Origin of the sequence: Gordonia otitidis NBRC 100426, assembly GCF_000248075.1 — a bacterium.
GTDB lineage: Bacteria > Actinomycetota > Actinomycetes > Mycobacteriales > Mycobacteriaceae > Gordonia > Gordonia otitidis.
The window spans coordinates 1-13,241 of sequence record NZ_BAFB01000117.1 but is presented as its reverse complement, the minus strand read 5'-3'; the positions used below and the strand labels follow the sequence as shown (position 1 = coordinate 13,241).

Sequence of the window (13,241 nt, the reverse complement as noted above, 5' to 3'; positions counted from 1 at the left end):
CACCCCTTCCCCCCCGCTGGTTGAGCCCACCGCGGCACCCCCGCCGGTTGAGCCCACCGCGGCACCCCCGCTGGTTGAGCCCGCCGCGAGCGCAGCGAGCAGCGGTGTCGAAGCCAGCGTCACCACAGCCGCGCTGCCCGTCCCCGCCGCCGAACCCGCGCAGGCTGCCCGCCTCGCCGACGCCCTCGCCGCGGGCACCCCCATCGACGAACACATCTCGCTGGTCATCTCGACGTCGGGCACCACCGGCGTCCCCAAGGGGGCGCAGCACACCCCGGCTACGCTCACCGCATCGGCGAGCGCGACGCACGCCCGCCTCGGTGGCCCCGGCAACTGGCTGCTCGCTCTCACGCCGCACCACATCGCGGGGCTCCAGGTGCTACTGCGCGCACTCGCCGCGGGTTTCACACCGGGCGTCCTCGACCTCTCGTCCGGCTTCGACCCCGAGACCTTCGCCGACGCCCTCGACACTCTCGACGGCCCGCGTCGCTACACCTCGCTTGTTCCTACCCAGTTGATCAAGGTCCTCGACTCCCCACGAGCCACCGCAGCACTCCGCGACGCCGACGCGCTTCTCGTCGGCGGTGCGGCGACACCCGCACCACTTCTGCGTCGAGCACTCGACGCCGGACTGCCCATCGTGCGCACCTATGGAATGAGCGAGACCGGCGGGGGCTGCGTCTACGACGGAATCCCGCTCGACGGCGTCACCGTCAGCCTGATGGATCCCAGCCCCGAAGGCGTTGGGCGCGTTTCGCTCTCGGGTCCGATGGTCGCGCACGGCTATCGCAACCTGCCGGAACATCCGGCGTTCGCTCTGACACCAGAAGCGAGGACCTTCCTCACCGACGACCTCGGCCGCGTCGACGACGGCGTCCTGAGCATCATCGGACGCGCCGACGAGGCCATCACCACCGGTGGGCTCACGGTCGTCCCGCAGGTCGTCGAGGCCGTTATCCTCGACGACGACGCGGTGGCCGAGTGTGCCGTCGTCGGACTGCCGGACGACCGGCTCGGCGAGAAGGTCGTGGCCTTCGTAGTCACCTCGGGCACAAACAGATTCGACCCCGAGCGCATTCGTGGCGCCGTTGTAGAGCGACTCGATCGCTACGCGGCCCCCCGCGACGTGATCGAGCTGGACCAGCTACCCCTGCGCGGCCCGGGGAAGATCGACCGCCGCGCCCTGCGGGACCGTTTCAGCTGAGCTCTTGCCCGCCTGCTGCACTTCCTCCTGCTGCAATTCATCCTTCTGCGGTTCTTGCTTGCGCAGCTCGCTCTGATCGGATGCGTCGGGTGTGTGCGGCACAGCTGCACCGGTGGAACTCGGCTCGGCAATTGGCGCCCGACCGGGGTCCGGCACATCCTGCTCTGACGCACCCGACACCGGCAGTTCCGATGCAGCAGCACTCTGTTCCGGTGCAGGCTCGGTAGTCGACGGAGCCTCGTCGATGTCGCTTCCCCCAGACGTCGGCGCAGTAGCCTCGGAGGATTCCGGATTCCGATCTGTTTGCGCCACTGCGTTTTTCGCCACCGACTCATCAGACGCACGCGTCGATGCCGTCACAGTCGGCTGCTCAGCCGAGCTCTCACGAGACCGCTGCAGCGCGTCCTCGATGGCCTGCGCATCGCTCGGGGCATCGGCCGCCCACGCGTACCAGTTGTGGGTGCCGTTGCTGAAGTGGTAGCTGATCGGAAGCCCCTGCAGCGTCGTCTGCGCGGCGAGCGCCAGCGTCGACACGAACGCCCCCGCTTCGAGACCGATGCCGAGTGCCAAACCGCTGAGCGCGGCGGGCAACAACGCGGGCAATTGTTCGGGGGTCTGCTCCCATGTCTGTGTGATCAATGCCGCCGCGATCGACAGTTCGTGGAGCGTCGGGATTCCGTCGCCCGAGGAAATGATCACCGTCTGCCCGTTGGCTTCTGCCTCGGTGATGCGCTTGGACACGTCGTTGTCGGCCCAGACATTGCCCTGGCTCAGTGGCAGGCCCCACATCGCCGACAATCCGTTGTCGATACCGGCCCGCTGGCTCTGGATGAACGGGATCAGCAACCAGCCGAAGGGTGAGTCTGTCTGGTAGTACCCGGAATACGAGCGGATCACCGAGAACACGTCGGGATGGTTGAGTCCGATCACCACCGCCGACGCGCCGGACATCGACACTCCGACAATGGCGTTGTCGGTGGTACCGATGTCAAAGTTCTCGTTGAGGTATGCGGGGAGTTCCTCGCCGACGAAGGTATCCCATTGCGGGGCGGTGGTGCTGCCGGTCGGCGGCTGCTGCCAATTGGTCATCCACTCGCCGGCGCCACCGGCGGGCATCACCGCCGCAACAAGGGCGGCTCGTCGTCTCAGGACTCGATCAACGCTGTCGCGCACGCGCAAGGTTCCCGTCCTCAGAGGCTCTCGACCAGAAAACTATCCCGCACGGTCAACAGTGCGCCGAGGTCACCCGACTCGACGAAGATCGACGTCGTGTAGTCGTGGTCTCCGACGGCGGCAACCCCCCGGCCGTGTGGCCGACTGACACAGTCAAGGGCGATCAGTACGCGCCGTCCTTCGACGTCACGGCACGAAATGTGCGCCACAGGATTACCAAATCCTGCATAATCGACCAATTCTCGACGTAGGAAAGATCGAGTCGAACGGACTCCTCCCACGAGAGGTCCGACCTTCCCGACACCTGCCACAAACCTGTCATTCCAGGCTTCACCAGCATCCGACGAGCCACCCGACCGTCATAGTGAGCAACTTCTTCCGGCAGAGGCGGCCTCGGTCCCACGAGACTCATGGAACCCCCCAAAACATTCAAGAGTTGAGGAATCTCGTCGAGACTGTATCGCCGCAGAGTCTGGCCAACGCGAGTAATCCGCGGGTCGTCGCGAATCTTGAAGAGAACTCCAGCGGCTTCATTCTTATCACGCAGGTCGCCACGCATTTTGTCTGCATCCGGAACCATCGTGCGAAACTTCCACATCGAGAACTGCTTGTTGTTGAGTCCCACGCGTGTCGCGCGATAAAAGACATCTCCCTGGGAATCAACCTTGATCGCCAAGGCGACACACATTAGGACCGGCGCCGCAAGTAGCAGGATCAGAAATGCTCCCACTCGGTCGACGACAGCCTTACGGAGCCGATTAGCGCCCTCATACCGAGGCTTGTCGATGTGCAGCAGAGGCAGACCCGCAACCGGACGCACCATCATGCGGGGGCCGGCAACATCCGTTACACCGGGCGCTACCATCATGTCGACCTCCATGCCCTGAAGGCTCCAGGAAAGGTCTTGCATCGCGCCGTGTCCCAGAGCATCGGCCGACATCACTGCAACCGTGGTCGCCCCTGACGCAGAGACCGCGAGAATCACGTCATCAAAATCGCCATAAACTGGTACTCGAGCTTCTTGCACATTCAACGAAGCCGTCGCAGCTTCAGAGACCGGCAGGCACGCACCAATTATCTCAAAGCCGAGCTCTGGGGCCTGGCCGAACCGCTTCACCAGGTGCACGACAGAGTCGGCGGACCCGACAACTAGTACTCGCTCAAGCTTCTCACCGCGGCGGCGATCTGCAACCAGCTTGCGCCGCCACATCCATCGTGACGCGAGCAAACCCAATGTTCCGAGCGGCAGCGCAATTGCAAAGTAACCCCTGGAAACGTCTAGCCGGAGGATCAAGACAATGATCGCTAGGCCGCCGAATACCGTAAAGCATGCAGTCAGTACACGGCTGTATTCCGTCGCACCTGAACCAACGATCCTGCGATCAAGACTCTGCGAAGCTCGCAGAGCGATAAGCCATGCCACTGTGAGGAGGAAAGACACAGCTAGAACCGGATGCCCCGTCTCTCCGCCGAAACTCTCACCGGCAGACCCTGGGCCGAAGCGTAGCCATTGCGCTGCGAGCACCGCACAAGCGACGACCACAACGTCCGAGACGGCAACCTTGGTCAAGTACCGCACAACCCACGGCGCCTGCCGACTCCGGTCGGTAGTACATGCCGAGCGACGCAGGTCGCCGGGCGCACTCAGCCCTCGTCCCCCATGTGGTTCCGCGAATGACCAATGTGACACGTTCAATCCCCCAAGCCGAACTACCAAACCGACCGACCATTGGGCCGGTTAGCGACGCCGCATAGTGCTTCGATAACCATACATCATTTTCGCGTCAGCCTCCCCCCGGTTGACCGACCGCACGATGCTATCGTAAACCGCCAAATCACACACATCAATCGATCTATCGACGGACAAAGAACAAGCCGAGCTTGACAAACCGGCACGATCAGAGGAGGGCCCGATCACATGCCGTATCAAAGATGACGGGGATCACATCACCAGCGTCGACATAGACGACCCCACGAGCAGCAGATCGTTCGCGACCCGGTACTCTCCAGAACGAGATTCAACCACAGAAGCTCACCTTCCAGAACACATCTTTCTTTCGCGAGAGTTAGCTTGCCCCACCCGTCACCATCTCCCGTAAATAATCGGGGCGCGCAGGGCCAGCCACGATTTGCGCAACGATATACCCCGCCGCACCAGCAAAAGCGGCGATGATCACAGAGACGCCGGAAAAAACCCAGGCAAGGGAAGCGCCGAGGGCTAGCGCAGGCACGCACCAAGCGACGAAGTCGACTGGTTGAATGTTTAGAGACATTCTACGTAATCGCAAAGCGCAGAAGAATATTCCAAGTACTTCCGATGCGACCAAAATAGATGCCGCGCCGAGTGCTCCGAAGTGTTTCGCAAACATCAAATTTAAAACTATATTAATAAGCAAATTTAAGAGATTGATACGCATTAAAAAAACTTGCTGGTGTGCGGCAAATAGTGCTTGAGATACTGCTGCGTTAATGAAGGTCAATGCCGCGGCACAGAATAAAACGGCCAGAACTGGGCCTCCCTCAGTAAAATCTGATGAGCCTACGAGTGTAATAATTCCACCAGCCAAAATACCACCCAGAACAGCCAGAGGCAGTGCCATTAAATATAGCACCTCTAAAGTCTTCCGGCAGAAGTTCGCGAACCGGCGCCGATCAACACTAAATAACTCGGCACTCGTCGACAATGTCGTACTTAAGAACAATTCAGGGATCATAGAAGAAGTGAAAGCGAGAGCGTACGCGAGACCATAAAGACCGACTTCTGCTGGAGTGGACAGAACAGACAATATAACGCCATCGATGCGCCAGTAGAGTACAGCGACCACCAAGATGACAGTTTGGGGAAGACTCTCTCTGACAAGCTCTTTCGATCCCCGCCACGAGTACAGCGGAGTTCGAATCCCCGAGCGGTGAGCCACGAATCCCTTCACTACCAACTGGAGAAACGGAGGTACCAACTGGACAATCGCGAACCAATAGATCGGCAAACCAGAACTTGCTAAGACGACGGTCAAGACCATCGAACCAGCCCGCCCCAAGAAATCGCTCAACGCGACGGCCCGGAACTCGACGTGCACCATGAAAAGCGGGTCGAATGAGTTTCCAATCGAAGTCAAGATGAGGCTTGCAGATACTATGACTATCATCAGAACCGTGTCGGCACTGCCCTTGTAGACGACTAGACCACATCCGATGACAAGTATGGTTAGAGGCAGACTAATGAGCGTTGACAGACCCAGGTTCGTTCTGATCAGAAGTTTCAGTTGATCCCGCAGATCTCGCTCATTATGGAAGTTGAGTCCCACAACCTTGCGTACTATCACCGAGTTTATACCCAACTCGGTGAAGCTCCCCCAAAGGGCGACATACATTATTGCGGACTGCAGATGACCGTAATTAGTAGGGCCCAGCGTTCGCGTCGTTACCGACACAGTGATGAGAGAAGCCGCAACCCCAATAACACGAACTATGATCTGCAGGCCCGCAGCAGATGCAATTCTTGCTCGACGTCTTTCCGAGGCTTCGACCGTATCGCTCTGCATCGAACGCTTACCCACCCGCATACCTCTCGTATTAAACTACCTGCAAGGTCCAGCGACCGGCCATTCTGCAACTCTCGCGTGCTCACTACCTGCGCCTTGCAAGCCCCTCCGCTTCAGCATTCGACATCAACTTCGAATTCAAGAACTATATCAAGCCAAGTTGCGGATCACCGCAGCGTAAATACCTGCCGATCGGCCTGTTGCCACCTACCGCAGGGCCCCGACATGCGACAGTGACCCAAGCGCCACGGTGATGCGGCCTGCGCCAGCCGGCCATTGCCTATCCAAACCGCTCTGCCGACCCCGGTTCCGTAGCCTTGCTTGCGCCCATCGGCCGCAATGAGTGTTTCCCAACTTGAACGTCGAGTATGTCAATCAGACGAAGACATGGCAGGTTGGCGGGACTCGAACTAGCTAGCGCGGAAACGCTCAGGCATGATACCTGCATGCTCACCCTGCTGGCGCGACTCTACGCGGCCCCTCTCTGGCTACTAGCGACTCGGACACGCGATTACACGACCCTCTCGTACGAAGTCGAGCGCTGGGTCAAGTGTTCGGCGTCCCGCGACCTCGAGAGTCTCTCCTGCAGCAAACGGTTCGCCTTGCTGGTGCTAAGGTATCCCGAGTTCCGTGCCCTAGTCCGCTACCGGCTCCGAAAGCTGCCGCCACTTGTTCGACTAGCCATGCGGCTGGCCTGGCCCGCACCGAAAACACTGTTCATCTACTGTTCGGAAATAGGACCAGGACTGTTCATTCAGCATGGCTTTGCGACTGCAATTGACGCTGAGTCAATAGGCAGGGACTTCTGGGTTAATCAACAAGTGACGATCGGCCATGATCGTTCCGGAAAGCCGACCATTGGCAACGGAGTCCGGATAGGAGCTGGCGCGGTCGTGGTCGGCGGGATCTGCGTTGGAGATGGTGCGCAGGTAGGCGTCAACGCAACCGTGAGCAACGATGTCCGCCCAGGACAGATATTGACGGCGCCACCAGCAGTCGACCTCTATGAGGCCGCTAGAACTCGTCGCCGGACACAGCACCCAAGGGCTACCAAGTAGGAGGCACGGCACACAGTCCCTCCTAGGTAGCTTAGCCTAACATGAAAGCATTCGCACCTAATGCATGCACTTGATGCCGCAGGCCCCTAATATGAATCTGGATGCGCTTTTCTCAATCCACCCAACAGTCAGAAAACTCCTATTTTGGGTCGTGCTGGCGCTGTGCATTGGACCATCAAATGATGGCGAACTCGACCGCCGTCACTAGTCAACGTACGCAGCAAGGGAGCTTGTTTTGAATCTATCTGATTTGGTCCGGCGACACACGACGGCATCAGCAATCTTCGCGGCACTCATCGTCCTACTTACCGTGGGAGGGGGCATCCTCGGCGCTCAACGAGCGCAGACTACTTACCAGTCGAGCGCAACAATCCTGGTCATACCGCCAGGCGCTGGCAATCCGAACGCGACCCTGAACCCGTTTGTCAATCTGGACCAGAACGTTTCTCAGCTTGCTCAGGCGTTGAGCACGCGAATGAATGGCCCGGATGTAGTGTCGGAACTCGTAGATTCGCCAGATGTTGTTTCGTTTGAGGCCATGGTACTTGCTGACACCACAACGTCGAACGCAACCGCCACCTCGAGAGTTCAGCTCACTGCGCAGGCCACCGACCCGCAGATCGCTCACGCTGTAGTGCAAAAAGCGATGCTTACCGCGGACAGCGAGCTGAGAAACCTACAGTTGCAGGCGGGCGTTACGGACAAGACTCTCGCCGTCTCAGTCGTACTCGTGGGCGCTACACCGCCGGAGGCTATGCCGACGGCAACTGCCCGAGCGGCCGGCATCTGGGCGTTTAGTGGATTCTTGATTGGGCTCGCCATCACAATGATTTTTGTGGGTGTTTCGAGGCACTTTGACTTCCGCGACACAAAGGCAGACGCGTCTAGCACGTCTAGCCAGATCAATCCAATGACAGGCATTAACTCGGTAAGCGAATCTGCTCCAGAAGATCCCGAAACATCGGTATCCGCGCGCACTATTGACTTAGAAGAGGATTCGTCAGAACTACTGGCAGAGTCAGGTGATAAACCTACAGCACTTAACGACCGGACGGTCTAGCTTTGAACCGTTCCCTAGTTTCGTCACACATGACGCTCAGCGTTCAACGTTTTGGCCAGTGGTTGCGGAGCCCGGACAATGGTGCGTCACTTCTCGTCGCCGCCGGCGGATGCGGCCTCCTCGCCACACGACAGGGTTTCCTCGTCCCATTCACAACGGGACTTCCGCCAGTCCGCGTGGCGGCATTACTTGGCCTCGCAGTGCTTCTTCTAGGGCTCGCTGGCGGTCGCCGATACTGTTTCGAGAGACTCTTTGCAATTCCACTGGTGCCGTTGGTGGTCACCCTCGGATTGACGGTGGCAACATTACTATCAGTTGCACGAGTTACGACGGGTCAGTTGAACCAACACCAGATGGAGATGACATCGCACGCAGTTCGTGACGCGTTCGTCGTTCTCTCCGTATTCATAGTTGTGGTTTCGGTAATTAACACTCGAGAGTCCGTTGTTCTCGTTTTACGCGGACTGGTACTTGGAGCGTCGATTAGCTCAGCGATGGCATTTGTCACTCGTTTCACCGGCTACGATGTTGCCCCACTCTTCCGCTTGCCTGGACTTAACAATTATGACGAGCCAATTGTGACGAACTTAATGAGAGATGGCGTTGTTCGCCCCCAGGGGAGTGCGGCGCATCCACTCGAACTCAGTTCTGTACTAACAGTACTGACCCCGGTCGCCGTTGCACTTGCTTTCGAGGCACACAAGCGCGGCGCCCGTTGGCGACCCTGGGCTCTTTGCACGCTCCTCCTTATTGGGGGTGCCGTGCTTACGGTATCGCGGTCGGCCCTCGTGGGTGCGGCTATTAGTTTGCTTGTCTTCTGCCTGTACTGGCCCCTACGACGTGCAGCCATTGTCTTGGTATGCGGCGGTCTCATCACCGCGATCACGTGGTTGTACTCCGTCCCCATTTTGAGTCAGATGCTTAACGTCGTAACGAACGGATCCAACGACGGCTCGCTCCAGTCTCGTGCCGTTGGTCGTGAGTATGTACTGCAGAATTTCGGCCACAATCTGTGGTTGGGTCAAGGCGCTGGAACGTATGATCTTACAAGTCAGCCAGTACTCGACAACAATTATTTATCGGAACTGATGCAAGCGGGCGTTCTCGGCCTAGGTGGGACGCTGGTCTTCTACATGGTCGGGATCTACTCAGCAATAAAGGCGTCGAGGCGAGGCCAGCAGACGGGTTTCTCAGACATTGGGCCGGGCCTTTTGGCAGCTATCCTTGTGGCCTTAACAGTTGGACTGATTCTCGACCTTGTCGGGTTCGCGCAGATGTCCTTACTCCCCACAATACTGGTCGCATTGGCGGTGTGCGCGGCGCGCGTCACGGCAACGAATAGCCGAGTCACTGCGACGAGTAGCCAAGTGAACTAGCGATACCACTCACCGGGTCCGTATCCCGCCTGCCTCTAGTTCGCTCCTGCCACGCCCTGCCCTGAGCGTCCAGCAGCGGTACGGTTTCCTCATCCAAGCGGGCGCTCAGCCCCAGCCTGGCAGCTTCCCTCAGCCACCGCGTCGGGGGCTGAGGGATATATCGACATTGGGGAACTCGTTATCGATTAGTTGTCGACGTGAGTGCTTGCAACTCTCCCAACTGGACCTCAGCGCTCCTTGATCTGACTGCGGCAGCGCAGCCCTTAGGGTCGAGTTCATCTGCGGCTAGCACAGCTTCAGCTAGTTTCCGAGGGTCTCGTTCCGCGACACGGACTCCTGCCGCTATATCCTCAAGGACGTAATCGGTATCAGACTCAGAAGTGGCCACCACCGGCGTACCGCACGCCAGGGACTCAATAAGTACCGTGGGGCTTCCCTCGTAGAACGAGGTCATCAGACACACGTTAGCATTCCTCATTGCGTCGGCGATTTTCACAGGTGAGACTGTGCCGTGCAACGTCACTGGCAGTCCGTCTGTTGTAATTCTCTGTGCCATTTCTTGGCGGAGAGGCCCGTCGCCAAACACGTCGAGATGCAGCGAAGTAGTCTCGGCGAGAATGGTCACCGCATCGAGCGCAAGAAGGGGATCCTTTTGCCTGTCGAGCCTTCCGACCCAGATGATGTTAAGTGCATCGTCCTCAACTCGTGAAGATTGATTCGCTGGGCTCTTTAGGTAAAACAGTGTGGGGTCGTACCAGGTACGTAAACGCTTTACTTCTGGTCTAATACTCTGCAGTCGAATAGAGGCTTGGCGGCTGAAAACGCCGACAGCCGTTGCGTGCCTTACCGACCACTTTTCGACGCAGCGATAGACCCTGGGTAGGTGCCGCCAAATTGAATCTGAATTTGCACCCGATAGAGAAGCGGCGTCGTTATGAATCAGCAGCACATAAGGGAGGCGCAACAGGCTCGCAACGAGCCCTATTTCAACTCTGTGGACTTGCAACAGGGCGCCTACAAATTCTCTACGGTGCCGAAGCAGTCCGAGCGTAAGGATTGCCGAATCTGGTATTCGGCGAACAGTTCGCCCGAGATAAAATATTTCTATCCTATTTCCATCAATAGTCCGTTCAACCCACTTATTGGCAATAGTTTTGCCGTTGCTCAAACATGCGACTCGGGTTTCGCTACACACGCCAACTTTGATTTGGCCCCTGATGCACGTTGCGATTCCACCACCAGTACCCAAGTCGGATGGATCATTCTGATCCACGAAAACCATCGTCGTCGTCTCATCCGCGAGGCGTGATGCAGGCGCGTCGGGACGAAAAGTGTCACGAACCCCGGCTTTAACAACGCTCCAAAGAAAAACAACGTTCCCGAAGAGATACCTTTTCCACAACCTGCGAGGCTCTGTGGCCAGCCGAAAGAGCCACTCTATACCCAAATCGGACATTACTCTTGGGGATTCACGCTTCGTTTCCGCTACAAAATCTAGAGCCGCACCGATCGCAGCGGTCGTCACATTTAGCGAATCGGCGATTTCTTGGGCAATAAAGTCCTGTTTCGGTGTGCCGAGCGCAACCCACACAATGTCCGGCTCTGCATTTCGGATCTGTTCCACCATTTCTTTTACATCATTAGAGTCAGACATTGGCGGACAGAAGCTGCCAGCGATGATGGTTTCCGGCGAACGATCGTTCAGCACCCGTCTAAGTGCAGCCTGCGTCTCAGGTGACCCTCCCAGCAAGAAATGCCTGACGCCTTCAAACTCGGTTCCAATCATTGCTCGGCGAAAGACAGATGGACCTCTAACCTGCGAAGCGCCATTGGACCGGGACACAAGTCTCAGGACCCACGAAACTGGCTTTCCATCAGGAAAGTTCGTGCCTCCGGCTTCCAGAAGTTCACCATAGACTCGATCACGGGCTGCCAGCGCTATCGAGTATGCATTAACGAACCGAAAAGAGTATCCCCCCGACGACTTGTCAAGCGCTCGACGTCGTATATCATCTAACGCCATCCGCTCAGTCGTTACAGCAACCGGCACTCCGCCCACTTCGGCGACTTGACTGAATTTATTCAACTCGTTTTCCAATTCATATCGGAGCTTTCGCATGCAACGCCTTCGGCCAGTTGGCCCAAGCCGTGAGGTCTTGATTTAAGCGCCGTAAAGCGCTTTTCCGCATCTCAGAGGTTCGCAACACTCATGTGCTCGGTGAGTTACCGACTACAAGGCGGACCACTGACCAATCGGAAGTAACCAGTGGTCGCCCGGACTCCATCGACAACACCACTCAGTGTCTAGATCTGCAAGGTTCCCACCCACTGCTTCCTCCACGCTGAACGTCCAACACCTTACCGTACGAGCTAGCTCGAACCTTTGGTCTCCGACCGCGCTCGCATGCACCCTAGCGGTGGCGACTGCGAGGCAACGCACGTGACATTCGTGAGGGAACCGTGCATCTAAACCACTGCAGCTCCTCCGTCGCCCTCCGTTGTCGGCCCCAGTCCAGGGGAGCCGGGATCTCCGGCCAAAGTGAGCACCAACCAATCATTGGAGAATGATCACTGTGGAGAATCGGGTGTTAATTTGTCAGCTCCGTAGGCCGGAGGGTTGTCGCAAACGGAGATCGCCCGGCAGTTGGGTTGCCACATAGTACGGTGATCAAAGCGGCGCGTTCAGACGCGCCACCTCCGTATGAGCCGTCGCGCCCTACCCCGTCGGGGAGGGCGCATCTCGAGTTCTGATTCGCGAACTGTTGACTCGGTTTCCGCCGATACCGCCCACGCCACGTCTGGGCGAGCAGGTGGAATGCGATTAGCAGTTCCCCGTCAACTGGTGCCCGCTCAAGCCTGAATCATACGATGGCCCCGATGTTCGTCATGGTTTCGCGTCCTCGAATACGTGGGCAGGCACCGGGTTCAGCGGGCCAGAGGACTCCGCGGCTAGTACGGCGGCTTGATAGTCCTCCAGCGACTAGCCCGCCGCATGGGCTAGTTCAGGCAATCCGAGCACAGTTGCGAGCGATCCGCGCGCTTTGAGGAGACGGAATTGATGGACAATCAACTAGTCGACGTCAGAGGGCGCGTTGGAGCGTTCGGCAGCCGTCACGCAAACGGCCCGGTCCCGAATACCCGGTCGTAAACGCTCCGATCTACGGCCTGAACGTCCACACCACAGGGTTGGGGTGAACGTGAATCGTATGTTCGCATTGCGCTCTGGCGATCACTACGTGATCGGGTTCAGTAGTTTCACCGTTGGGACACCAATATCGTCGATTCTCGGCCACAGTGATCATCCGTCCAATCACCTCCGGGTGACTGAGTACGCCGGTCCGGAGACCTGCACGTAGCTGTCACGACCGAGCCTCGTCGTCGTCGCAGCACACCCCGCTGATGTCTTCGCCCTTAAAGGTGCCACTACCGCATCAAGCAAGCACACCGCCATCGAGCCACTACCTTCCGTCGACGTCGAACGCGAGGCGAGCTCAAACGCGTAACCCACTCATTGTCCGCGATGACACAGCAGCCCTCTGTTTGTGGGGGCAACACAGTTCGACAACCCTGTCAAGCGATCGGTTAGACGAAGTTTACAAGGCCACAAACACACTTCGTTGACACACGTTCTTTGGCGCCTCGACGGGCAGAGAGTCTTCCGCCGCCATCGGGAAATTGGCGGTAGCCGACGGTTGGGCCTGGCACAATCGGGTGAATGTTGAAACGTCCTGAAACGCCCACTTCGGACAGATGCCCTTGCTACCGAGCCGCCAAGTCGAACAAACCCTTGGGGTTCCAACCCGCATCTCTGGATAGATGGACCACTTG

Annotated in this window: 7 protein-coding genes; 3 read left to right on the top strand and 4 right to left on the bottom strand. The window is 58.2% G+C overall.

From position 1 onward, the window contains the following. The first annotated feature begins 70 nt into the window (after positions 1-70). Entirely contained in the window at positions 71-1,204 is a 1,134-nt protein-coding gene (gene menE / locus GOOTI_RS12190; RefSeq protein ID WP_083835912.1) for an o-succinylbenzoate--CoA ligase, read from the top strand. Here the strand turns inward: menE and GOOTI_RS24765 are convergent. From GOOTI_RS24765 to GOOTI_RS12170, 3 genes are all read right to left on the bottom strand, one after another. Continuing rightward, positions 1,145-2,377, bottom strand: coding sequence for an alpha/beta hydrolase-fold protein (locus GOOTI_RS24765; RefSeq protein WP_233425493.1), 1,233 nt, complete (start codon positions 2,375-2,377; stop codon positions 1,145-1,147). The genes menE and GOOTI_RS24765 overlap by 60 nt on opposite strands. Positions 2,378-2,540: 163 nt before the next feature. Then, complete coding sequence (locus tag GOOTI_RS12175; protein ID WP_051997959.1) at positions 2,541-3,956, bottom strand: sugar transferase; 1,416 nt, start codon at positions 3,954-3,956, stop codon at positions 2,541-2,543. A 487-nt stretch (positions 3,957-4,443) separates the two neighbouring features. Further along, positions 4,444-5,934: a flippase gene (locus tag GOOTI_RS12170; RefSeq protein WP_169315812.1), complete on the bottom strand. Its 1,491-nt coding sequence runs from the start codon at positions 5,932-5,934 to the stop codon at positions 4,444-4,446. A 1,353-nt stretch (positions 5,935-7,287) separates the two neighbouring features. Here GOOTI_RS12170 and GOOTI_RS12165 point away from each other — a divergent pair. Continuing rightward, complete coding sequence (locus GOOTI_RS12165) at positions 7,288-8,037, top strand: hypothetical protein (protein WP_039994026.1); 750 nt, start codon at positions 7,288-7,290, stop codon at positions 8,035-8,037. Positions 8,038-8,066: 29 nt separating this feature from the next. Next, positions 8,067-9,413, top strand: coding sequence for an O-antigen ligase family protein (locus GOOTI_RS27140; RefSeq protein ID WP_138985268.1), 1,347 nt, complete (start codon positions 8,067-8,069; stop codon positions 9,411-9,413). A 178-nt stretch (positions 9,414-9,591) separates the two neighbouring features. Here GOOTI_RS27140 and GOOTI_RS25160 read toward each other — a convergent pair whose 3' ends face one another. After that, complete coding sequence (locus tag GOOTI_RS25160; protein WP_083835910.1) at positions 9,592-11,532, bottom strand: WecB/TagA/CpsF family glycosyltransferase; 1,941 nt, start codon at positions 11,530-11,532, stop codon at positions 9,592-9,594. Positions 11,533-13,241: the final 1,709 nt, after the last annotated feature.